Raw genomic sequence first — 23,964 nt, 5'->3', positions numbered from 1 at the left:
GAGCAAGTCTTGCAGGCGGGTACGACAACGCGTCAGGCGGTCACGACGTCGACCTCGTCGTACGTCGCGGGAGCCGCGGTGCACGTGGTGTGCATCGGCATCTCGGTCAGGCCCGGGTAGTAGACGTGGAGGCTGACCGCCGGCTCCAGCGTGTCGTTCACGACCTCGTGCACATAGCCCGGCGCGAACACCCGCTGCGCACCCGAGCTCAACGCGCGCGTGCCGCGCTCCGTCCGCTCGGTCAGCTCGCCGTCCAGGACGGTCAGCACCCCGGAGGACTGTCCGTGGTCGTGCAGCCCGCTGCCCTGACCGGGCACCCAGGACAGCAGCCAGACCTCGTAGCCCGGACCGGTGCGCAGCCGGTGGTACCAGCGCGATGTCGCGTCGTACCGCACCAGGTGCTCCCACTGCGAGCGGTCGGCGGCGATCGAGCGGGCCAGGCCGACGAACTCGGCGACGGTGGCCGGGTGCTCGCGCGGGGCCTGGAGCAGGTGCGGAACCTCGAGGATGTCGCCGGCGATCTGGAGGTCGTTGTCGCTGTTCATGGGTGTGCTGGTTCCTCAGTGAAAGAAAGGTCAGAGGGGAACAGAAGAGCCGAGTCGCGGGGCGACTCGGCCTTCAGCTGGAGCGATGGGGAAGCTCAACAGCTGGGACAGCAACAGCTACAGCGCGCGCGGGCAGCACCGTGGGACCCGGCGGTGCGGGTCGAGGTGAGTGCCAAGTTCGCGAGCATGCCCACAAGGACAGCGGCTCACACCCGGCACTGTCAACTCGACACCGGCATGTGGGACAGGTTTCACCTCATCCGGTTCATCTGCGAGGTGAAAGGTTTGTTCATGCGCCTACCGGGACACATGGCGCACAACCGGGCGCGCACGGAACGGGAGCGCACTCCTGGGCGTCCTTCTCCGTACAGGTCCTGCACGGGTCGGAACCCCGCAGGCCCCGTCTGCTTGTCAAGGTTTATGGCGATTTGAACACTTTCCGCTAGGCCTTGGTTCCGCAGAGTGAATAAGGGGCCCAATAGCAGATCTCGGCTTGACTCGCCCGGAGCAGCACACTTGTAATTTCACTCGTGTCGTTCAGCCGACATCGGTAACGGCTACATCACGGGGACGCGAAAGACAGACGAGGGGCGCACATGACCGAGCTGGTGCAGCAACTGCTGGTCGACGACGCGGACGAGGAACTCGGCTGGCAGGAGCGCGCGCTGTGCGCCCAGACCGACCCCGAGTCCTTCTTCCCCGAGAAGGGCGGCTCCACCCGCGAGGCCAAGAAGGTCTGCCTGGCTTGTGAAGTCCGCTCCGAGTGCCTCGAGTACGCCCTCGCCAACGACGAGCGGTTCGGCATCTGGGGCGGTCTGTCGGAGCGGGAGCGCCGCCGGCTGAAGAAGGCGGCGGTCTGACCGACCGGCCACACATCGCACCACATCGCACGCACATACGGGACTTACGGCCCGTCGCAGCTGGGTTGTCCACAGGCGGCGGGCCGTCGTCATGCCCAGCCGATAGTGTGGTCGCTCGTCCGAGACGCCCCGCTGCCCCCTCGGGGCACAGGCGTCCACCGCAGTCCACCGAACCGGGGCCCGTACCTCGATGTCCGTGCACAGCCACACGGCAGCTCACGACGCTGCCACTCCTGAGTTCCCGCGTCATGTGGTGACCGCGGTCCTCGTCTCCCACGACGGCGCCCGCTGGCTCCCCGACGCGCTCGCCGGGCTGCTCGGCCAGGAGCGCCCCGTCCAGTTCGCCATGGCCGCCGACACCGGCAGCGCGGACGACTCCGCGCTGCTGGTCACCGAGGCCCTCGGACCGGGCCAGGTCCTGCATCTCGCCCGCCGCACCGGCTTCGGCCAGGCCGTGGAAGAGGCCAACCGCAGCGCACCCCTCCTCACCCCCGAGGAGCTGCCGTACCTGAAGCGGCCCAGCGGCTGGGACCCCGTCACGCGCACATGGCGTGACGACGCCTACGACATGCCGGAGCTCCCGCACGGCGAACCGGTCCAGTGGCTGTGGCTGCTGCACGACGACTGCGCCCCCGAACCCGACGCCCTGGCCCAGCTGCTGAGGGTCGTGGAGAACGAACTGGAGCTCGGCCGGGACGACGTCGCCGTCGTCGGCCCCAAGCTCCGCGGCTGGTACGACAAGCGGCAGCTCCTCGAGGTCGGCGTCACCATCGCCCACTCCGGTCGCCGCTGGACCGGCCTCGACCGCCGCGAACAGGACCAGGGCCAGCACGACCACGTACGGCCCGTGCTGTCCGTCTCCACCGCCGGCATGCTCATCCGCCGCGACGTCTTCGAGCAGCTCGGCGGCTTCGACCGCAGACTGCCCCTGATGCGCGACGACGTCGACCTGTGCTGGCGCGCCACGGCCGCAGGGCACCGCGTCCTCGTCGCCCCCGAGGCGGTCGTCCGGCACGCCGAGGCGGCCTCCCGCGAGCGCCGCGCCGTCGACTGCGTGGGCCGCACCGCGGCCTCCCCGCACAAGGTCGACAAGGCGGGCGCCGCTTACACCCTGCTCGTCAACAGCCGTACGGCCGTGCTGCCCTGGGTCGTTCTCAGGCTCGTCGTCGGCACCGTGCTCAGGACGGTCGTCAACCTCGTCGGCAAGGTCCCCGGACAGGCCCTCGACGAGATCCGCGGCCTCTTCGGCACCCTGCTGCGGCCGGAGCGGATCATCGCCGGGCGCCGCAGGCGCGGCACGCCGGTGGTCGACAAGGGCGAGATGCGGGCCCTGTTCCCGCCGCCCGGCGCGACCGTACGGGCCACCGTCGAGCAGGTCGCCGGCGACCTCTTCGGCAGCTCCGACCCCGAAGCCACCTCAGGTGCCGGACGGCACGGCGGCGCGGTCGAGTCCGGGCCCGGCGGCGACGACGCCGACTTCCTGGAGATCGAGCAGTTCGCCCGCGTCAAGCGCATCGCCCGCAAGCCGGGACCGGTGCTCTTCCTGGTGCTGCTGCTCGTCTCGCTGGTCGCCTGCCGTGAACTGCTCGGCGGCGGCGCGCTCGCGGGCGGTGCCCTGCTGCCCGCCCCGGCCGACGCCAGTGAGCTGTGGTCGCGCTACCTGGACTCCTGGCACGCGGTCGGAGCCGGAGGCACCGCATCGGCGCCGCCGTACCTGGCGATCGTCGCGATGCTCGCCTCCCTGCTGTTCGGGTCGACGGGCCTCGCGCTCACCGTCCTCCTGGTCTGCTCGGTGCCGCTGGCGGGCTTCACCGCCTACTTCGCCTCCCGCCCGCTCGTCGAGTCACGGCTCCTGCGCGCGTGGGCGGCCGTCGTCTACGCCTTCCTGCCCGCCGCCACCGGCGCACTGGCCGGCGGCCGCCTCGGCACCGCCGTCCTCGCGATCCTGCTGCCGCTCATCGCCCGCGCGGGCATCGCGGCATCCGGCCTCGCGAACACCTCCGACGCGCGCGGCAGCTGGCGCGCCACCTGGGCGTACGCCCTGCTGCTGACGATCACCACCGCGTTCACGCCGATCGTCTGGCCCATCGCGCTGTTCCTCGGCCTCGGCGTCCTGGCCGTGCGCCGCACCGACATCACCGCCTACGGCCTGCGCTTCCTGGCCCAGCTCGGCACACCGCTGCTGGTCCTCGCACCCTGGTCGCTGACGCTGCTGCCGTTCGGCTTCTTCGACGAGGCCGGCCTGGAATACGGCTCCTCGGCAGCCTCCGTCACCGACCTGCTCGGCGCCGGCCCCGGTGGCCCCGGCACGGTCAGCGGGCTGATGCTGATCGGCGTCGTCCTGGCCGCGCTGGCCGCCCTGCTGCGCTCGGAGCGTCAGTTCGGAATCTGGACGGCCTGGGCGGTCGCCCTGGTGGGCCTCGTCTTCGCGGTCCTGTCCAACGGCTCGACCTGGGCGGGCCCGGCGACGCTCGTCTACGGCATCGCCCTCCTGGCGGCCGCCGTGCTCGGTGCCGACGGGGCACGCGCGCGCGTGGCCGAGCAGAGCTTCGGCTGGCGCCAGCCGGTCGCCGCGCTGATCGCCTTCGCCGCGGCCGCGGGCCCGCTGCTCGTCGCCGCCGGCTGGATGCTCCGCGGCGCCGACGGCCCCGTGGAGCGGCGCGACCCGGTGCAGGTGCCCGCGTTCGTCGCCGAGGACGGCAACAACCGCGACCGGGCCCGCACCCTCGTCCTCGACAGCGACTCCGCGGCCCACGTCGGCTACATGCTGGTCCGCGGCTCCGGCGCCCGCCTCGGCGACGGTGAACTCGCCGCCTCCGACGGGGAGAACAGCAGCCTCGACAAGGTCGTCGCCAACCTGGTCGCGGGCTCCGGCGCCGATCAGTCCGACCAACTCGGCAAGTTCGCGGTGCGCTACGTCCTGGTCCACAAGGGCGCCCCGCGCGAGGTCACCCGCGTCCTGGACGCCACCCCGGGCCTGACCCGGCTCAGCGAGCAGAACGGCAGCGCGCTGTGGCGGGTCGACCAGGACGTCGCCCGCGCCACCATCGTCAGCGGCTCCGGCGAGCCGGTGCTGGTCGCCGCCGGTCCCGTCGAGATCCACACCACGATCCCGGCCGGCGCCGAGGGCCGCACCCTGCGTCTCGCCGACACCGCCGCCGAGGGCTGGACGGCCACGCTGGACGGCGAGCCGCTCACCGCCAAGACGGTCGACGGCTGGGCCCAGGGCTTCGAACTCCCGGCCTCCGGCGGCAGGCTGGACGTCGTCTACGACGACCCGATCACCCACACCGCCTGGCTGTGGGCGCAGGGCTTCCTCGCCGTCGTCCTGGTGGTGCTCGCCCTGCCGGGCCGCCGCCGCGACATCGACGACGACCTCCCCGAGGAGGAACGGGCCGTCCCCGCCCAGGCGATGGAGGGCGAGGGCCGCCGCGCCCGCCGCCTGCGCGCCCAGGCGGAGGCCGAAGAGGCCGCCCAGGGCGACGAGTCCGTGTCTCCTCCTTCGGAGGAGACCCCGGTACCGGTTCCGCAGCAGGCTTATGGCGAGTGGGACCAGACGAGTTACGCGGGTGCCTCGGAGTACAACGCCTACTCCGCCGACCAGTACCAGTCCGCCCAGCAGTACCCGGCGGGCGGCTACGACCAGCAGGGCTACGCGGACCCCTACCAGGGCGGCCAGTACGACCCGTACGCGTACGGCGGACAGGGACAGCAGCAGCCGTCGTACGACCAGTACGGGCAGCCGTACGACCAGGGTTACGACGCGACGTACGACCCGGCTCAGCCGCATCCGCACGGCGGCGAGCGTCCCGACGGGAGCCAGCAGTGAATCGCACCACCGTGTCCCTGATCGCCTGTGTGACGGCCCTCGCCGCCGTCACCGGGTTCGCCACGCTCACCGAGCCCGGCACCTCCGCCGCGGACACCGCGACGACGGCCGCCGAGCTGCCCGTGGAGCGCACGAGCCTGCTCTGCCCGAGCCCGAGCACCTCCGACCTCGCCGAGACGTCGTACACGTCCTTCACGCCCGTCACGAAGGGCACGGGAAGCGACGGCGAGGCCGAACTCGTCGCCGCGGCGCAGGAGTCCGAGGGCGACGACGCGAAGACGGACGGCAAGGGCGACGACGACAAGAAGGGCGACAAGAAGGACGGCAAGAAGGCCGACAAGCCGGTCCTCACGCCCAAGGAGCCCGGCACGCCGGTCACGGGCGACACCTCCGGCGGCGACTCGCCCGCGCTCATCGGCACCGCCGAGGGCAAGTTCGCGCCCGGCTGGACCGTGCAGGAGACCACCGAGGTCGCCGCCGGCACCGGACGCGGCCTCCAGGGCGTCAACTGCACCGCCGCCGACACGGAGTTCTGGTTCCCCGGCGCAGCCACCGACGCCGCCCGCACCGACTACGTGCACCTGACCAACCCCGACGACTCGGCGGCCGTCGTCGACATCGAGCTGTACGGCAAGGACGGCGCGATCGAGGCCCCGGCCGGCGAGGACATCACCGTCCCGCCGCACTCCAGCGAGCCGATCCTGCTGTCCACGCTCACCAGCGACAAGCAGACCGACCTGACCGTGCACGTCAACGTCCGCAGCGGACGGGTCGGGGCCGCCGTACAGGCCCTGGACGACGAGATCGGCGGCGACTGGCTGGCCGCGTCCACCGATCCGGCGGGCAGCCTGGTGCTGCCGGGCATCCCCAAGGACGCCACCGCCGTGCACCTGGTCGCCTTCACGCCCGGTGACGCCGACGCCGACCTCACGGTGAAGCTCGCCTCGCCGTCCGGGCTGATCACTCCGGCCGGGAACGAGACGCTGCACGTCAAGGCGGGTATGACGACCGCGGTCGACCTGGGCGACGTCACGCGCGGGGAGGCCGGTTCGCTGGTCCTGACGCCGACCGACCGGTCCGTGCCGGTCGTCGCGGCCCTGCGTGTCACCCGTGGCAAGGGCGGCAAGCAGGAGACGGCGTTCATCCCGGCCACGCGCGCGGTCGGCACGCGCGCGACGGTCGTCGGCAACACCGCCAAGGGCACCACGCTCTCCCTCGTCGCCCCCGGCCGCGCCGCCCAGGTCAAGGTGACCGCGTCGGCGGGCAGCGGCGGAGGCACGGCCGTCTCGAAGACGTACACGATCAAGGCCGGCACCACCCAGGACGTGGAGCTGCCGGTGCCGGGCGGGCTGAAGGGCACGTACGCGCTCACGGTCGAGCCGGTGTCGGGCGGCCCGGTCTACGCGGCCCGGACCCTGAAGGCGACGGAGGACGGCATCTCAGGGTTCACGGTGCAGACGCTGCCGGACGACCGGGGCATGGTCCGGGTGCCGGAGGCGGACCAGGACCTGTCGGTGCTGCAGAAGTAGGCGCCTCGGGGCTCAGTCCTCGCCGTAGCGGGGGTCCACCGTCTCCGGGGTCAGTCCCAGGAGCTCGGCGACCTGCTCGACGACGACCTCGTGCACCAGGGCCGCGCGTTCGTCGCGGCCCTTGGTGCGGATCTCCACGGGGCGGCGGTAGACCACCACGCGCGCGGGACGTCCCTCGCGCGCGGGAATCGTGCCGCCCAGGGGCACCGACTCCTCGTTCCAGTCCCGGGCGTCGAGACGGGGGACCTCCAGCACGAGGAAATCGATGTCGGCGAGCTGCGGCCAGCGGCGTTCCAGGCGCTCCACGGAATCCTGCACCAGGTCCGCGAAGGCCTCGGCACGGCTGGCAGCGAGCGGAACCTGGGGCGGCGCGATCGGGCCGCGCATGCCGCGGCCGTGGCGATCACGTCGGCGGGGCCCGGGGCCGGCGGCACGGGGCGGTACGGGGGTGTCCATCACTGGTGAAGCGTAGTCCCCGGCGGGACCGGGTGCCCGGGGCCCACGCGGTGTCCGGCGGGTCTGCGGCCCCCTCGTACGGCATGTCGCAGGATGACCATTCCAGCCAAGGTTGGGCTCGATTCCGTATCTCTCCCAGACCGCCGATCTCATGGCAATTGACCTTGTTTGTGCGCAGTGATGACCGGATCCGGGTCTGTCCGAGATTTCGGCAGGGGATGTCCGCGCAGGTCAGCCCGGCGTGTCCAAAGGGGCGTGTGGGGCGTTTCACACCACGACACGGTGGAGTGACCTGGTGGAGAGTCGTCGCGGCCCGCTCAAGAGTGCGGTACCGTCCAACGTCGTGAGCCCTGTACGTCGCTGTTCGCGCACCGCTTGCGGCCGTCCCGCCGTCGCGACGCTGACGTACGTCTATGCCGACTCGACCGCGGTCCTCGGCCCGCTCGCCACCTACGCCGAACCCCACTGCTACGACCTGTGCGCCGAGCACTCCGAGCGCCTCACCGCCCCGCGCGGCTGGGAGGTCGTCCGGCTCCTCGACGGCTCGGCTCCCGCCCGGCCCAGCGGTGACGACCTGGAAGCGCTCGCCAACGCGGTCCGTGAGGCGGCCCGTCCGCAGGAGCGCGCCGCGCAGGCCGGCGGGGGACGCGGGGCGGATCCGATGGAGGTCGCGCGCCGCGGCCATCTGCGGGTGCTGCGCTCGCCGGACAACTGAGCCGGTTCACCCGGTTCGTCCAACTGCCGCTGTTCTTGTGCGCGTTCGGTGCACATTCCGTTCGGTGATGCGCACTCATTGACGCGCACCCATTGACCTCTCCTGTCGCGGACACGACCATTCCCTCAGCCGAAACGAGAAATCACTTTCCGCATGACGGAATTGAGCGGAACCGGATCGGGGAGGCGCCCGTGTACGTGCAGGAACTGGAACCCGTCGCCGACTCACTGGGCCTGTCCGCCCTCGTCGCCGCCATGCCGCTGGTGATCGTCCTGGTCCTGCTCGGCGGCGTCCGCCTCAAAGCCCATCTCGCAGGCCTCACAGGCCTTCTGGCGGCCGTTCTGGTCGCCTGGCTCGCCTACCGCATGCCGCTGGGCCAGACGCTCTCCAGCGGCGCCCAGGGAGCCGTATTCGGGCTCTTCCCCATCCTGTGGATCGTCGTCAACGCCCTCTGGGTGTACCGGATGACCGTCCGCACCCGGCACTTCGACATCCTGCGCCGCTCCTTCGGGCGGCTCTCCGACGACCCGCGCATCCAGGCACTCGTCGTCGCCTTCTGCTTCGGCGCCCTCCTGGAGGCGCTCGCCGGCTTCGGCGCGCCCGTCGCGATCTGCTCGGTCATGCTCGTCGCGCTCGGCTTCGACCCGGTGCGCGCGGCGGTCGTCGCGCTGGTCGCCAACACCGCGCCGGTCGCCTTCGGCGCGATGGGCACACCGGTCGTGACGCTCGCCCAGGTGACCGAACTGCCCCTGGACACCGTCGCGTCCGTGGTGGGCCGTCAGACTCCGCTGCTGGCCCTCGTGGTGCCGCTCGTGCTGGTCTTCCTCGTGGACGGCCGGCGCGGTCTGCGCGAGACCTGGGTGCCCGCCCTGGCCTGCGGAACCGCCTTCGCCGTCGGCCAGTTCGCCGCCTCCAACTACGTCTCCGCCCAACTCGCCGACATCGGCGCCGCCTTGCTCGGCGCGGCCGCCCTGGTCGCCGTACCACGCGCGCGTGTGCCCGCCGAGGAGTCCGTACGCGCGTCCGTGCTGACCGGCGCCCGCAGCGAGGAACTGGACGAGGCCGACCCGCGCGGCGAAGTCCTGCGCGCCTACGCCCCGTACGGCCTGATCGTCGTGATCTTCTCCGTCGCGCAGCTCCCCTCGGTCAAGGACTGGCTGGCCGGAGCGACCCAGACCTACGACTGGCCCTTCCTGAACGTCGTCGGCCCCGACGGCGATCCGGTCGGCGGCAACGTATACACCTGGCCGATCGTGTCCACCGGCGGCACGCTCGTGCTGCTCGCCGGGCTGTGCACGGCCGCCGTCCTCGGCGTGCACGCGCGCGTGGCGGTCAGGGAATGGCTCGCCACCGTCCACGAGTTGAGGTTCGCGATCCTGACCGTCACCTCGGTGCTGGCCCTCGCCTACGTCATGAACCTCTCCGGACAGGCCGCCACCATCGGCCACTTCGTCGCCGCGGCGGGCGCCGGACTCGCCTTCCTCTCCCCGGTCCTCGGCTGGTTCGGCGTGGCCGTCTCCGGCTCCGACACCTCGGCCAACGCGCTCTTCGGGGCGCTGCAGGTGACCGCCGCCCGCGAGTCGGGACTGTCCCCGGAGCTCCTCGCCGCCGCCAACAGCTCCGGCGGTGTCCTCGGCAAGATGATCTCCCCGCAGAACCTCACCATCGCCTGCGCCGCCGTCGGACTCGCCGGGCGCGAGGGGGACCTGCTGCGCAAGGTGCTGCCGTGGAGCCTCGGGCTGCTGCTGGTGATGTGCCTGATCGTGGTCGGGCAGAGTTCGCCGGTCCTGGAGTGGATGCTGCCCTGACCTGAGGTTACGTTCTTGGATCTCCTCGGCGGACGCACAGCGGGCTGTCAGTGGCGGCGGGTAGTTTGGGGTGACCGACAGGACTTTCGGAAGGGTTGGGTCGTGGCTGCTGATCTGTCACAGCTCGTGAAGGCGTACGACGTGCGTGGGGTCGTGCCCGACCAGTGGGACGAGACGCTCGCCGAGCTGTTCGGGGCCGCCTTCGTGCGGGTGGTCGACGCGAGCGCGATCGTGATCGGCCATGACATGCGGCCCTCGTCCCCCGGCCTGTCGCGGGCCTTCGCGCGCGGAGCCGCCGCCCAGGGCGTCGACGTGACCGAGATCGGCCTGTGCTCCACCGACCAGCTCTACTACGCCTCCGGCGCGCTGGACCTGCCCGGCGCGATGTTCACGGCCTCGCACAACCCGGCGCAGTACAACGGCATCAAGCTGTGCCGCGCGGGCGCCGCACCGGTGGGCCAGGACACCGGCCTCGCCCAGATCCGCGAACTGGCCGAGCAGTGGAGCGAGTCGGGCGCCCCGGCCCCGGCGGCGACACAGGGCACGATCACGCAGCGCGACACGCTGGACGACTACGCGGCGCACCTGCGGGGCCTGGTCGACCTGACCGCGATCCGCCCGTTGAAGGTCGTCGTCGACGCGGGCAACGGCATGGGCGGCCACACGGTCCCGACGGTGTTCGAGGGCCTCCCCCTGGACCTCGTCCCGATGTACTTCGAACTGGACGGCACCTTCCCGAACCACGAGGCCAACCCCCTCGACCCGGCCAACCTCGTGGACCTCCAGAAGCGCGTCCGCGAGGAGTCCGCCGACCTCGGCATCGCCTTCGACGGCGACGCCGACCGCTGCTTCGTCGTCGACGAGAACGGCGACCCGGTCTCCCCGTCCGCGATCACCGCCCTGGTGGCCGCTCGCGAACTCGCCAAGAACGGCGGCAAGGGCGTGATCATCCACAACCTGATCACGTCCTGGTCGGTGCCCGAGGTCGTCAAGGAGAAGGGCGGAACCCCGGTACGCACACGCGTGGGCCACTCCTTCATCAAGGCCGAGATGGCCAGGTCCGGCGCCATCTTCGGCGGCGAGCACTCCGCCCACTACTACTTCAAGGACTTCTGGAACGCCGACACCGGCATGCTCGCCGCCCTCCACGTCCTGGCGGCCCTGGGCGGCCAGGAGGGCCCCTTGTCCACCCTCGTGGCCGAGTACGACCGCTACGTGGGCTCCGGCGAGATCAACTCCACTGTCGCCGACCAGAAGGACCGCCTGACGGCCATCCGCGCCACCTACGAGGGCCGCGAGGGCATCACTTTGGACGAACTCGACGGCCTCACCGTCACCGCCCCCGACTGGTGGTTCAACGTCCGCCCGTCGAACACGGAACCACTCCTCCGCCTCAACGCGGAGGCCCGCGACGAGCCGACGATGGAGAAGGTACGCGACGAGATCCTGGCGATCATCCGAGCCTGACCAGGACGAAGGCAACTGCGGCGCACGCCCGGGGCGGTGCCCACTTCGGTAGTCGCTCCTGCGGGGATCGGCCCAGGTGGGCAGCTGCCCCGGCTGGGGCTCGCCCAGCTTGCGGGCATGCGTGCCGCGCAGGGTGGCGCCCACCCCGGCAGTCGTTCCCGCAAGGCCCCGCCCACCCTGGCAGTGGCTCCCGCCGAGACCCACCCAGCAGGGCGGTCGCCCTCGGCCGTGGCTCGCCCAGCCTGTGGACATGCGTGCCGCCCGGGGCCCACCTCGGCACCACCGGGCGCCGGGCCCCGCCCAGCTGGGCAGTTGGCCCCCCGCCCGGGCCCCGCCCAGCCTGGCAGTGGCTCCCGCCGAGACCCGCCCAGCCTGGCAGTCGGTCCCCGTCCGGGACCCACCTAGCCGGGCAGTAGTCCCGCGGTTCGGGACCCACTCAGCCTGCGGGCATTCGTGCCGCCTAGGGCGGCACGGGTGGGCGCAGGCGGCACCCCGTCACGCCGGGCTGCGTACCCACCTGACCCGCACCCCCACCCGACCCGCACCCCACCCAACCCCCACCCCGGTCACCGGCAACCCCACCCCAGCCACCGTCAACCCCCGGTCACCCGCACCCCTGTCCGGCCCAACCCCGGCACCCACCCCCCACCGGCGGTACCCTGACCAGGCACATCCGCACACGCCCGCACAGGCACCCACACCGCCCCGAAGGGACACCCCATGCCGCTCGAAGCCGGCCTTCTGGAGATCCTCGCCTGCCCGGCCTGTCACGCCCCCCTCAAGGAGCAGGACACCGAGCTGATCTGCACCGGCGCGGACTGCGGTCTGGCGTACCCCGTACGCGACGGCATCCCCGTCCTCCTCGTCGACGAGGCCCGCCGCCCCGCGTAATCCGACCCCCCGGCGTCCCAGGCGCGGCGACGCCCCGGCGACCCGGCGACACGGTGACTCGCGCAAGAGCACCCGCAAGCGACACCCGGCAACCCGGACCCGCACGAAAACCGACGCCCCGACGCCCCGCGTGACCGACGACCCCGTCGAACCGCGTCGACCCCGTCGAACCCGTCGAACCCGTCGATCGGAGGAAACCGCCCCCCATGCTCGACGAATCGCTGCTCGACACCCCGGACGCCCTCTCGGAGGCCGACCGCCGAGGCCTGCTCCGCGGTGCCGCCGAGGCAGGCGCCCGAGTCCGCACGGCGGCCCGGCACGCCGCAGAGGCCGGCGTCAACGACCTCAAGCCCGACGGCCGCCCCCGCGCGGTCCTGATCGCGGGCCCCGGCGCCGCCGCCATCAGCGTCGCCGACCTCCTCGGCACCCTCGCCGGCGCCGGCAGCCCCGTCACCCGCCTGGCCCCCACCGGCGTCGCCCCCGCGGCAGGCGCTCTGCGCTGGGAGCTTCCCGGCTGGACCGGCTCGGTCGACCTGCTCCTGATCGCGACCCCGGACGGCACCGAACCGGGCCTGTCCCTCCTCGCCGACCAGGCCTACCGCCGCGGCTGCACGGTCGTCGCCGTGGCCCCCGCAGGCACCCCGCTCGTCGACGCCGTACAAGGCGCGCACGGCCTCTTCGTACCGCTGGCGACCGCCCCGTACGAGCAGGACGAGGCCCTCGCGGCCTCCGCCCCCGGCGTCCTGTGGGCCCTGCTCACCCCGCTGCTCGCGATCCTCGACCGCACCGGCCTGCTCAGCGCCCCGCCGGACGCCCTGGAGAAGGTCGCCGACCGCCTCGACCACATCGCCGAACGCTGCGGGCCCGCCATCGCGACGTACAGCAATCCGGCGAAGACCCTGGCCGCCGAGCTCGCGGACGCGCTCCCGGTGATCTGGACGGAGGGCGTCTCGGCCGGCCCGGCGGGCCGCCGTTTCGCCGCGGACCTCGCCGAACTCGCCGGCCGCCCCGCGGTCGTCGCCGAACTGCCCGAGGCGCTCGCCGCGCACAGCGCCCTGCTCGCGGGCCCGCTCGCCGCCAGCGCCGACCCCGACGACTTCTTCCGCGACCGCGTGGAGGAGGCTCCCGCGCTCCACGCGCGCGTGGTGCTGCTTCGCGACCGCCCTCTGGGCGGCCTCACCGCCGCTCCCGCCGCCCGCGACCTGGCCCTGAGCCACGACACCCCCATCAGCGAGCTGGAACCGGAGGAGGGCGCCGAACTGGAGACCCTCGCGGAACTGATCGCCATCACGGATTTCGCCGCGGTTTACCTGGCGCTCGCTTCCGGCGCCTGATCATGCTCTGGACGCCCTGACCGTCGTACAGAAAGAACCCGATGGACCGCCTCGACAACAGCATCCGCCCCTACGCCTGGGGATCCACCACCGCCATCCCGGAGCTGCTGGGTGTCGCCCCGAGCGGCGAACCGCAGGCGGAGATGTGGATGGGCGCCCACCCCGGCGCGCCCTCGCGCACCGCGCGCGGCACGCTGGTCGAGGTCATCGAGGCCGATCCGGAAGGGGAGTTGGGCGCGCAGGCCGTCGCCAAGTTCGGCCCCCGCCTGCCGTTCCTCCTCAAGATCCTCGCCGCGGGCGCCCCGCTCTCCCTCCAGGTGCACCCGAACCTGGCGCAGGCGAAGGAGGGGTACGAGGACGAGGAGCGCCGCGCGATCCCCATCGACGCCGGCCACCGCAACTACAAGGACGCCAACCACAAGCCCGAACTCATCTGCGCGCTCACCGAGTTCGACGGCCTGTGCGGCTTCCGTGACCCGAACGAGGCCGCCGAGCTGCTCGCAGGCCTCGGCGTCGACTCCCTCAAGCCGTACGTCGATCTGCTGCACGCCCACCCCGAGGACGCGGCGCTGCGCGAGGTCCTGACGGCCGTACTCGGCGCGGACCGCGAGGAGATGGCCCGTACGGTCGGCGAGGCGGCGGCCGCCTGCGCCCGCCTCGGCGGCGCGTACGCCCCGTACGCGGACATCGCCCACCACTACCCGGGCGACCCCGGCGTGATCGCCGCCATGCTGCTGAACCATGTCCGACTCCAGCCCGGCGAGGCCCTGTTCCTCGGCGCCGGCATCCCGCACGCGTACCTGAACGGCCTCGGCGTCGAGATCATGGCCAACTCCGACAACGTCCTGCGCTGCGGACTGACCCCCAAGCACGTGGACGTCCCCGAACTCCTGCGCATCGTCCGCTTCGAGGCCGCCGACGCGGGCGTGCTCCGCCCCGAGGCGTCACCGGACGGCGAGGAGGTCTACGAGACCCCGATCGACGAGTTCAGGCTTTCGAGGTACGTCCTCCCCGAGGGCGGCGCGGCGCACGACCTCACCCGCCCCGCCCCGCAGATCCTGCTCTGCACGGCGGGCTCCGTCCGGGCGGGCGAGCTCGACCTGAACCCCGGTCAGTCGGTTTTCGTTCCCGCAGGTGAGACGGCCGAGGTGAGCGGGGCCGGCACGATTTTCCGGGCAAGTGTGATCGTATGACCGGTCCTGTGGACACCTGACGCGCCGCTCCCGGGCACTGCTGCAACAATGGCCCACCGGCAAAGGCCGGGCAAAGCCCACACGGGGCGCCCGGGACAGCGTACGAAGGGACAACGCGGACTCATGAGCGCGTCAGGCGGTACCAAGGCGATCGTGGCGGCACTCGCCGCCAACCTCGCGATCGCGGCATCGAAGTTCGTGGCGTTCCTCTTCAGTGGCTCGTCGTCGATGCTCGCAGAGTCCGTCCACTCCCTTGCCGACTCCGGCAACCAGGGCCTGCTGCTCCTCGGCGGCAAGAAGGCCCAGCGCGAGGCCACCCCGCAGCACCCCTTCGGCTACGGCCGCGAGCGCTACATCTACGCCTTCCTCGTCTCCATCGTGCTCTTCTCGGTCGGCGGCATGTTCGCCATCTACGAGGGCTACGAGAAGATCAAGCATCCGCACGAGATCGAGCACTGGTACTGGCCGGTCGGCGTCCTCGTCTTCGCGATCATCGCCGAGAGCTTCTCCTTCCGGACGGCCATCAAGGAGTCCAACGTCCTGCGCGGCCGGCAGTCCTGGAAGGAGTTCGTCCGCCACGCCAAGGCGCCCGAGCTGCCCGTCGTCCTTCTGGAGGACCTCGGCGCCCTGGTCGGTCTGATCCTCGCCCTCGGGGGCGTCGGCCTGGCCCTGGCCACCGGCGACGGCGTCTGGGACGGCATCGGCACCCTCTGCATCGGCGTCCTGCTCATCGTCATCGCCATCGTCCTGGCCGTCGAGACCAAGTCCCTGCTGCTCGGCGAGGCCGCGGGCCTGGACGCGGTCCAGAAGATCGAGGCCGCGATCGTCGACGGCGACACCGTCACCCACGTCATCCACATGCGCACGCTCCACCTCGGCCCCGAGGAGCTCCTGGTCGCCGCCAAGGTCGCCGTCCAGCACGACGACACGGCCACCGAGGTCGCGAACGCGATCAACGCCGCCGAGTCCCGCATCCGCGAGGCCGTCCCGATCGCCCGCGTCATCTACCTCGAACCCGACATCTTCAGCGAGACCGAGGCAGCCAAGGGCGCCGACCGCGAGGCGACCCCCGGGGGACCGGCACAGCACGACACCGCCGGCCACTGACCCACCCCGAAGGGGGCTCACCGGAACCCGCCGAGCCCCCTTCACCGTTCACCCCTGCACCGCCCACGAAGGCGGCGGCACCGCCGCGGCGGCCCGCGCCTTCCGCCGTACGACGAGGGCGGCGACCCCCAGCCCGACGGCCACCAGCACGAGCACCGCGCCGGCCATCATCGCCACCCCGAGAAGTGTCGGCACGGTGTGGTCGTCGATCACCCGCCCCCGGATCGCCGACGCCGGAAGAGTGCCGCCGTGGTCGTCCGGGAAGGCCCGCGAGTCACGCGCGTCGGCGCGGTGGTCGCCCAACAGGAACAGCCGCCCCTCCGGGACCCGCACGTCGTAGTCGGGATACCCGCCACCGGCGTCCCCGCCCTTCAGATACGGCTCCCGAAGCGGCTCCCCGTTCAAGGTGACCGGCGCGTCCCCCGCCTCTCCGGCACAGCACGCCACACGGTCGCCGCCGACCCCGATGACCCGCCCCATGACCAGCCCGTCGAAGCCGTACCGGTCCGGCGCCGAGAAGACCACGACGTCCCCGCGCCGCACCTCACTCCCGTCGACCCGCTCGTAGACGACCCGGTCACCCATCCCGTACGTCGGCGCCATGCTCTCGCCCGACACCACGGACCCTCCGAAGGCGTGCCGCGCCCAGCCGACACCACCGAGCCCCAGCAGCAGCCCCACCAGCCCCACCACGACGGCCGCGATCCCCAGTCCCCGAGCCTTGCCCATCACCACTCCCTCCCCACGCGGAACGTCCGCGGCGGGGAGGGTAGCGCCCGGCTGTGAACAGGCTGTGCCGGCCGCGCAGGTGGCTCATGACGGGGGAGCGTCGTGCGGGCCACGTCCTGGTGGACGCGGCCCGCACCCACCCCGTCTCGCCCTACCGGATCTCGGCCAGCACCTCCAGCACCGCCCGCTCGTCCGGCGCCGCCGTCAGCCGCCCACGGAACCCGGCGTCCATCAGCTTCCGCGACAGCAGCGCCAGGATGCGCAGATGCTCATCGCCCGCGGCCGCCTCCGGTACGGCGATCATGAAGACCAGCCTGGCCTTCGTACCGTCCAGCGAGCCCCACTCGATGCCCTCGGCGGACCGCGCGAACCCGACGACGGGCGCGGTCACCGCATCCGTCTTGGCGTGCGGGATCGCGATCTCCTCACCGAGCCCGGTCGTGCCCTGCTCCTCGCGCCGCAGCGCGGTCGCCACCAGCTCGTCCACGTCCGCGACCTTGCCGGTACGCGCCAGCAGCCCGGCCATCTCCCGGATGGCGGCCTCCTTGCCGACCGCGTCGAGCCCGACCTTCACGGCCCGCTCGGTGAGATACCCGGAGAGAACCTCGGGCCCGGCATCCCCGACGGGCGCCACCGCGGGCTCACGCACGGACTTCTGCGCTACGACCGTGCCGGTGCCGGTGCCGGTGCCGGTGCTGCTGTCGGAGTCGGAGTCGGCGCCCGGCGCCGCGCCCGCACCCACCCCGGCCAGCACCGGCTCGGGCCCCGCCGCCGGAACCCCGACGACCGCTTCCCCGCGCCGCTTCCGCTCGCTGAGGTCGACGAGAGCCACCGTCGTCAGCGCGGTGACGGCCGTGCCGATCACCACGGCCACGAAGAACATCGGTACGCCGCTCACCGCGCCCAGCACCGCCACGATCGGCCCGCCGTGCGGTACCGCGTCCTCGACGCCGGCGACCCCGGCGATCGCCCCGGCCACCGCCCCGCCCAGCATGTTGGCCGGGATGACCTGCGCGGGCCGCGCCGCAGCGAACGGGATCGCGCCCTCGGAGATGCCGAAACAGCCCATGAAGAGGGAGGCGAGCCCGGTCTCGTGCTCCTGCTCGCTGTACAGCCGCTTCCGTATCAGCGTGGCCAGGCCCTGACCCAACGGCATGACCGGGATCGCGGCCGCACACATGCCCATGACGGTCTGGTTGCCGGTCGCGATGAGCCCCGCGCCGAACAGGAACGCCGTCTTGTTGACCGGCCCGCCCATGTCGAACGCGATCATCAGGCCGAGGATCGCGCCGAGCAGGATCGCGCTCGTGCCCGTCATCCCGCTCAGCCAGTCGGTCAGGTGCTCGAACACCCAGGAGATCGGCTTCCCGAGGACGTAGATGAAGAACAGCCCCAGCGCCGTGGTCGCCACGATCGGGATCACGATGATCGGCATGATCGGCTGCACGAACTTCGGGACCTTGACCTTCTTGATCCACACCACGAGATATCCGGCGAGGAACCCGGTCACGATCGCCCCGATGAACCCCGCGCCCGCCTCGGAGTCGTACAGCGATCCCGTGTTGGCGATCCAGCCGCCGATCATGCCGGGCACCAGGGCGGGGCGGTCGCCGATGGCGTACGCGATGTATCCGGACAGGATCGGCACCATCAGCGTGAAGCCGATGACGCCGATGTTGTTCACGTCCATCCAGAAGGAGTCCTTCGGGATGACCAGACCGCCCGACGGATCCGTGTGCCCGCCGAGCGAGAGCGAGATCGCGATCAGCAACCCGCCGACCACCACGAACGGGATCATGTAACTGACCCCGTTCATCAGCGCCTTGTACGCGACGCTCCGCTCCTTGCCGCCACCCGCGCCGGTCACCGCCGTGGGGGCACCGCCGGGCTGGTGCACGGGCGCCGACCGCACCCGCTCGATCAACTGCCCGGGGTGGTGAATGCCCTCCGCCACCCCGACCTTCAGGACCCGCTTGCCGGCGAAGCGGCTCAGGTCCACATCCTTGTCCGCGGCGATGATGATGCCGTCCGCGGTGCTGACATCGTTGTCATCGAGTACGTTTTCAGCCCCGATGGACCCTTGGGTCTCCACCTTCATGTCGATGCCGCGGCTCTCGGCGGCCTGCTGCAGCTTCTCCGCCGCCATGTACGTGTGCGCGATGCCGGTCGGGCAGGCGGTCACCGCGAGCAGCTTCAACCGCTGCTGCTCGTCACTGCCGCCGCCCGCGGGAGGAGGGCCGGCCGGACTGGTCACGTCGATCTCCTAACGCCTTTGTTCGCACGGAACGCCGTCCCGGACGCCCCGCAAGATCGATCAGATGAGTTCCCGATCTCTTGCATCCTGGAGTACGGGTCGCCTCCCTCAAAGGTTCGAAAGTCCCAGATTGTCATGGCCTGTTGGCTCCTGGTCCGGCGATCGTGGGTGTCCTGTTATCGATGTCATGGCCACACCCTTCGGGCCTCTCCTGCCCGCCTGTTCTTGCTCGTAGCCGCCTCGCGTCCAACTCGATGGGTTCGGAGGCGGACTGGGGGCGCCCGGGCGTACCGGTGTAGCTTGGGACGGAGCCAGACGTCGCTGCTGATGGCGGTCGGGCGGTCCCGGTGCGGACCGACCGAGGGAGAGAGGGCCTCCGACGAACTGCGCTGCGCGTACGCGGGCATGCCTGTGTCCTCTTTTCGGGCACCCCTGTGTCCGCCGCCGCGCAGACCAGCCCTACCCACCTCGTCCCAATCCCGAGGAGCAGCTCGCAATGACGACTGTCGACAACCGACAGGACTTCAAGGTCGCCGACCTCTCCCTGGCCGAGTTCGGCCGCAAGGAGATCACCCTCGCCGAGCACGAGATGCCCGGTCTGATGGCGATCCGCAAGGAGTTCGCCGCCAGCCAGCCGCTGGCCGGCGCCCGCATCATGGGCTCGCTGCACATGACCGTGCAGACCGCCGTCCTGATCGAGACCCTCGTCGCCCTGGGCGCCCAGGTCCGCTGGGTCTCCTGCAACATCTTCTCCACCCAGGACCACGCGGCCGCTGCCGTCGCCGTCGGCCCCAACGGCACGGTGGACAACCCGCAGGGCGTCCCGGTCTTCGCCTGGAAGGGCGAGACCCTGGAGGAGTACTGGTGGTGCACGGAGCAGGCGCTGACCTGGCCGAACAGCCCCACCGGCGGCCCGAACATGATCCTCGACGACGGCGGTGACGCCACCCTCCTCGTCCACAAGGGCGTCGAGTACGAGAAGGCCGGCAAGGTCCCCTCGGTCGACACCGCCGAGAACGACGAGCACCGCGTCATCCTCGAACTCCTGAACCGCACCATCACCGACGGCTCCCAGAAGTGGACCCAGCTCGCCTCGGAGATCCGCGGCGTGACCGAGGAGACCACGACCGGCGTCCACCGCCTGTACGAGATGCAGCGCGACGGCGTCCTGCTGTTCCCCGCGATCAACGTGAACGACGCCGTCACCAAGTCGAAGTTCGACAACAAGTACGGCTGCCGCCACTCGCTGATCGACGGCATCAACCGCGCCACCGACGTCCTCATCGGCGGCAAGACCGCGGTCGTCTGCGGCTACGGCGACGTCGGCAAGGGCTGCGCGGAGTCCCTGCGCGGCCAGGGTGCCCGTGTCATCGTCACCGAGATCGACCCGATCTGCGCCCTGCAGGCGACGATGGACGGCTACCAGGTCACGACCCTCGACGAGGTCATCGACAAGGCCGACATCTTCATCACCACGACCGGCAACAAGGACATCATCATGGCCTCGGACATGGCCAAGATGAAGCACCAGGCCATCGTCGGCAACATCGGTCACTTCGACAACGAGATCGACATGGCCGGCCTCGCGAAGATCCCCGGCATCGTCAAGGACGAGGTCAAGCCGCAGGTCCACACCTGGAAGTTCCCCGACGGCAAGGTCATCATCGTCCTGTCCGAGGGCCGCCTGCTGAACCTGGGCAACGCCACCGGCCACCCGTCCTTCGTGATGTCCAACTCCTTCGCGGACCAGACGCTGGCCCAGATCGAGCTGTTCACCAAGCAGTCCGAGTACCCGATCGGCGTGTACACGCTGCCCAAGCACCTGGACGAGAAGGTCGCCCGTCTCCACCTGGACGCGCTCGGCGTGAAGCTGACGACGCTCCGTCCGGAGCAGGCCTCCTACATCGGTGTCGAGGTCGAGGGCCCGTACAAGCCGGACCACTACCGCTACTGAGCACTCTCCTCAGCAGCAGGACCTCCGAGGCAGGCCCCCGCACCCCCGTGCCGGGGGCCTGCCCCTTTGGCCGCTGTGGCCGGCCCAGCCCGTGCCGCCACGCCCGGACCAGCCCGTCAGAACCCAGGACCCCCATGCCCCGCGGCCGCTATTCGCTCCACGATCCGCACGATCACACCCCCCTCGCAGAAGAGCACTTCCACTGCGCCCCCGGCCCCTCCGGCTGGCGCTACGTCTCCCAGCTGACCACCCCGGCGGGCGACCACTCCGGCTCCGTCGACCTAGCCCTCGACGAACTCGGCCGCCCCATCCGCCTCGAACTCCACGCCGGCGGCTGGCAGGTCCGCGGCGCCGCCCTCGACGGCGTCACCTGGGTCCGCACGGATCCCACCGGGTCTCAGGCCACCGAAGGCAACGTCCCCGCCCACGCCTTCACCGGCACATCCCCGGCGTTCCTCATCGCCACCACCCGACTCCTTCGCCTCACCCCTTCCTCCTCAGCCACCCGCGTACGACTCGTCGCCTTCACGGACCCGGTCCTCGCCCCGCGCACCGTGGACCAGTCCTGGGCGCTGCTGAAAAGCGAAGCACACGCCACTGACAACGGCCCCCTGACCGTGGACGAATACCAGGTCACAGCCCTGGACACAGGGGAGCGGCACACCGTGCACATCGCCGGGGACGTGGTCCTCTCGGCTCCCGGCATCGAGTTGGAGGACCTGGAGTCCCCGCCCTCCGTCTCCACATGAGCGGGCGGACCGAATCAGTCAGGCCCACCTACGCAGGAGGAGCGAATCCGGTCCCAGGACGCTCGGACGAGGGCTTCTCCGGCGCAGCGGCCAGCCCCGCCTCGGCCGAGGGGGCCTGAGGCGCGCCGGTCGAGGAGCCATGGACGGCAGGGGCAGGCTGAACGGCCGTCACCGCGGCCGGTGAAGGCAAAGGAGGGTGGACCGACGGCGGTCCGTATCCCCCCGGCACACCGGACCCGACACCGACAGGCGCCCCGCCCGCCGTGCCGTTCGCGAAGGCACGCCGGACCTCCCGGGCCTGCCGCTCCTGCACCACTGCCGCCAGATACGCCGCCGGCGGAACACCATGCGGTGCCGGAGTACCCGTACGTGCGACGAGGTCGGCGGCGAGCCGCTCGGCCATCGTCCAGCCGACCTGCGGATCCAACTGCTGCATCCGCGCCAGGTACTGACGGATGGCAAGCCACAGCCCGTCGGGCACCGCCGACAGATCGAGCTCAGAGAACCGTCCGGCCAGCCAGGGCGGTGGCGGAGGCAGAAAGCCGCTGTGTGAGACCGGCACCCGTTCCCGAACGACGAGAGTCCCCGCGAACACGTCCCCGAGCCGCCGCCCCCGCTCGGACACGAGGGACGCGATGCAGGCGACGACCCCGAACGTCAGCAGGATCTCGATCACACCGATTCCGCCCCGCACCAGCGCATGCCGGAACCGGATCGGCCCACCGTCGTCCCGCACCACACGCAGCCCGCACGCCATCTTCCCCAGCGAGCGGCCGTGGCTGAGCGTCTCGACAGCGATCGGGCCACCCACCATGACCAGCACGAACGCCGCCAGAGACACCGCGAACTGCGCCGCCTCGTCCAGCGATGCCGTGGAAGCCACCAGAGCGATGGTCACGATCACATAGACGATCACACCCACCAGTAGATCGAGCAGCACGGCCAACGCCCTGCTCGGCAGCCGCGCCGGACGCAGTTCCAGCGCCACCGCCTCGCCCGTCACCAGCTCACTCACGCCCGCCGTCCTTCCCCTGACCCGCCCTGAGAACGGCCAGTCTGCCAAGCTGAGGGCGCATCGCGCGCCAGTACGACAAGCTGACACCCACGACGAGCCGCCGACGAACTTCCGAGGAGCAGGCGAACCGATGGACCTCGACGTCTTCGTCTCCGCCCACCGAGCGGAGTGGGACCGCCTCGACGCGCTGCTCCGACGTCAGCGCAGGCTCACCGGCGCCGAAGCCGACGAACTCGTCACTCTCTATCAACGCACGGCCACCCACCTCTCGCTGATCCAGTCCAGCGCCCCCGACCCACAGCTGACGGGTCGGCTCAGCCAGCTCGTGGCACGCGCGCGTAGTGCCGTGACAGGAACCCGCCGCGCCTCTTGGCGCGACGTCACACGCTTCCTGGCGTACGGCTTCCCGGCAGCGGTCTACAGAGCGCGTCACTGGTGGGTTCCCACCGCGCTCATCTCCACCGCCGTGGGGGCCCTCCTGGGCTGGTGGATCGGCACTCATCCAGAAGTGCAGGCCACCATTGCCGCGCCCGCCGAGCTGCGCGAGCTCACTCGTCCCGGTGGCCAGTACGAGTCGTACTACTCCAGCCATCCGGCAGCATCCTTCGCCGCCCAGGTCTGGACGAACAATGCCTGGGCCGCGGCACAGTGCCTGATCCTGGGCGTCTTCCTGGGTCTCCCGGTCCTGTGGATCCTCTTCCAGAACATGCTCAACCTCGGCGTCGGCTTCGGCCTGATGTCCTCGGCCGGCCGCCTCGACACCTTCCTCGGCCTAGTCCTGCCGCACGGCCTGCTCGAACTGACCGCGGTCTTCGTCGCCGCGGGTACCGGCCTGCGCCTCGGCTGGACCGTCATCGATCCCGGACCACGCACGCGACGCACCGCCCTCGCGGAAGAGGGCCGAGCGGCGATCGGCATGGCGATCGGCCTCGCCCTGGTGCTCTTCATCTCCGGAGCCATCGAAGGCTTCGTCACCCCGTCCGGCCTGCCCACCTGGGCACGCATCAGCATCGGCGTCGCCGCCGAACTCGCCTTCCTCGCGTACGTCTATGTCCTCGGGGGCCGTGCGGCCCGAGCGGGCGACACCGGCGATGTCGAGGCTGCCGAACGCAGCGCCGTCGTCCCGATGGCCGCCTGATGTGCGGAGAGGGCCGCTGAGCTGCTACTGTCCTCTTCGCCCCGCAAAGACCGTTGACACGGAGTGAGCGGGGAGGTAGATTCGAACAGTTGCCTGGAACTGGGTCCAACCCGGTCGGCAACAGTGAGCGTCTGTCTGCTTCTTGAAGCCCCGATGGAAACGTCGATTTCGAAGAAGCCCCTCCCGATGATTCGGAAAAGAGCGGTCGGTCAGTCCGGCCCGAAACTTCTGATAAAGTCGGAGCCGCCGGAAAGGGAAACGCGAAAGCGGGAACCTGGAAAGCACCGAGGAAATCGGAACCGGAAACGGTCTGATAGAGTCGGAAACGCAAGACCGAAGGGAAACTGCCCGGAGGAAAGCCCGGAAGGGTGAGTACAAAGGAAGCGTCCGT

Annotated in this window: 18 protein-coding genes; 13 read left to right on the top strand and 5 right to left on the bottom strand. The window is 71.2% G+C overall.

Features of this window, described 5'->3' with window-relative positions:
• Positions 1–32: 32 nt before the first annotated feature.
• Entirely contained in the window at positions 33–545 is a 513-nt protein-coding gene (locus PH203_RS14030) for a cysteine dioxygenase family protein (protein WP_289920249.1), read from the bottom strand.
• A gap of 596 nt (positions 546–1,141) precedes the next feature.
• Here PH203_RS14030 and PH203_RS14025 point away from each other — a divergent pair.
• The 3 genes from PH203_RS14025 (at position 1,142) to PH203_RS14015 (ending at position 6,763) form a co-directional block, all read left to right on the top strand.
• Entirely contained in the window at positions 1,142–1,405 is a 264-nt protein-coding gene (locus PH203_RS14025) for a WhiB family transcriptional regulator (RefSeq protein ID WP_003975777.1), read from the top strand.
• A 190-nt stretch (positions 1,406–1,595) separates the two neighbouring features.
• On the top strand, positions 1,596–5,234 hold the full coding sequence (locus tag PH203_RS14020) for a glycosyltransferase (protein ID WP_289920248.1): 3,639 nt from the start codon (positions 1,596–1,598) through the stop codon (positions 5,232–5,234).
• Positions 5,231–6,763, top strand: coding sequence for a DUF5719 family protein (locus tag PH203_RS14015; RefSeq protein ID WP_289920247.1), 1,533 nt, complete (start codon positions 5,231–5,233; stop codon positions 6,761–6,763). Before PH203_RS14020 ends, PH203_RS14015 begins: the two co-directional genes overlap by 4 nt.
• Positions 6,764–6,775: 12 nt before the next feature.
• Here PH203_RS14015 and PH203_RS14010 read toward each other — a convergent pair whose 3' ends face one another.
• On the bottom strand, positions 6,776–7,219 hold the full coding sequence (locus tag PH203_RS14010; protein ID WP_289920707.1) for a metallopeptidase family protein: 444 nt from the start codon (positions 7,217–7,219) through the stop codon (positions 6,776–6,778).
• A 295-nt stretch (positions 7,220–7,514) separates the two neighbouring features.
• Here PH203_RS14010 and PH203_RS14005 point away from each other — a divergent pair, with 295 nt between their 5' ends.
• The 7 genes from PH203_RS14005 to PH203_RS13975 all read left to right on the top strand — a co-directional run bounded on the left by PH203_RS14005 (position 7,515) and on the right by PH203_RS13975 (position 15,734).
• Complete coding sequence (locus PH203_RS14005) at positions 7,515–7,934, top strand: DUF3499 domain-containing protein (RefSeq protein WP_289920246.1); 420 nt, start codon at positions 7,515–7,517, stop codon at positions 7,932–7,934.
• 191 nt (positions 7,935–8,125) lie between these two features.
• Positions 8,126–9,742, top strand: coding sequence for an L-lactate permease (locus PH203_RS14000; protein WP_289920245.1), 1,617 nt, complete (start codon positions 8,126–8,128; stop codon positions 9,740–9,742).
• A 102-nt stretch (positions 9,743–9,844) separates the two neighbouring features.
• On the top strand, positions 9,845–11,209 hold the full coding sequence (locus tag PH203_RS13995; protein ID WP_289920244.1) for a phosphomannomutase/phosphoglucomutase: 1,365 nt from the start codon (positions 9,845–9,847) through the stop codon (positions 11,207–11,209).
• A gap of 720 nt (positions 11,210–11,929) precedes the next feature.
• On the top strand, positions 11,930–12,100 hold the full coding sequence (locus PH203_RS13990) for a Trm112 family protein (protein WP_242765862.1): 171 nt from the start codon (positions 11,930–11,932) through the stop codon (positions 12,098–12,100).
• Between the two features lie 206 nt (positions 12,101–12,306).
• Positions 12,307–13,434, top strand: a complete 1,128-nt coding sequence (locus PH203_RS13985) for an SIS domain-containing protein (protein ID WP_289920243.1) — start codon at positions 12,307–12,309, stop codon at positions 13,432–13,434.
• Between the two features lie 41 nt (positions 13,435–13,475).
• On the top strand, positions 13,476–14,627 hold the full coding sequence (manA, locus tag PH203_RS13980) for a mannose-6-phosphate isomerase, class I (protein WP_289920242.1): 1,152 nt from the start codon (positions 13,476–13,478) through the stop codon (positions 14,625–14,627).
• Between the two features lie 123 nt (positions 14,628–14,750).
• On the top strand, positions 14,751–15,734 hold the full coding sequence (locus PH203_RS13975; RefSeq protein WP_289920241.1) for a cation diffusion facilitator family transporter: 984 nt from the start codon (positions 14,751–14,753) through the stop codon (positions 15,732–15,734).
• A gap of 48 nt (positions 15,735–15,782) precedes the next feature.
• Here the strand turns inward: PH203_RS13975 and lepB are convergent, their stop codons facing one another.
• Positions 15,783–16,463 carry a signal peptidase I gene (lepB, locus tag PH203_RS13970; protein ID WP_289920240.1) on the bottom strand — a complete coding sequence of 227 codons (681 nt, stop codon included), beginning with the start codon at positions 16,461–16,463 and terminating at the stop codon, positions 15,783–15,785.
• Positions 16,464–16,614: 151 nt separating this feature from the next.
• Positions 16,615–18,717 (bottom strand): fructose-specific PTS transporter subunit EIIC, encoded by a 2,103-nt coding sequence (locus PH203_RS13965; protein ID WP_289920239.1) that lies wholly within the window; start codon positions 18,715–18,717, stop codon positions 16,615–16,617.
• 496 nt (positions 18,718–19,213) lie between these two features.
• Here PH203_RS13965 and ahcY point away from each other — a divergent pair, with 496 nt between their 5' ends.
• Both ahcY and PH203_RS13955 read left to right on the top strand, forming a co-directional pair.
• Positions 19,214–20,671: an adenosylhomocysteinase gene (gene ahcY / locus PH203_RS13960; protein ID WP_289920238.1), complete on the top strand. Its 1,458-nt coding sequence runs from the start codon at positions 19,214–19,216 to the stop codon at positions 20,669–20,671.
• A 134-nt stretch (positions 20,672–20,805) separates the two neighbouring features.
• A complete protein-coding gene (locus PH203_RS13955) occupies positions 20,806–21,420 on the top strand; it encodes a hypothetical protein (RefSeq protein ID WP_289920237.1) in 615 nt (204 codons plus the stop codon).
• Between the two features lie 28 nt (positions 21,421–21,448).
• Here PH203_RS13955 and PH203_RS13950 read toward each other — a convergent pair whose 3' ends face one another.
• Positions 21,449–22,435: an RDD family protein gene (locus PH203_RS13950; RefSeq protein WP_289920236.1), complete on the bottom strand. Its 987-nt coding sequence runs from the start codon at positions 22,433–22,435 to the stop codon at positions 21,449–21,451.
• Positions 22,436–22,565: 130 nt separating this feature from the next.
• On the opposite strand from PH203_RS13950, the gene PH203_RS13945 reads away from it, so the two are divergent.
• Positions 22,566–23,573: a stage II sporulation protein M gene (locus tag PH203_RS13945; RefSeq protein ID WP_289920235.1), complete on the top strand. Its 1,008-nt coding sequence runs from the start codon at positions 22,566–22,568 to the stop codon at positions 23,571–23,573.
• The last annotated feature ends 391 nt before the right edge of the window (positions 23,574–23,964 follow it).

Source organism: Streptomyces sp. S.PB5, from assembly GCF_030403745.1.
In the GTDB taxonomy this organism is placed as follows: domain Bacteria; phylum Actinomycetota; class Actinomycetes; order Streptomycetales; family Streptomycetaceae; genus Streptomyces.
This window is presented reverse-complemented; position numbering and strand designations above follow the sequence as displayed.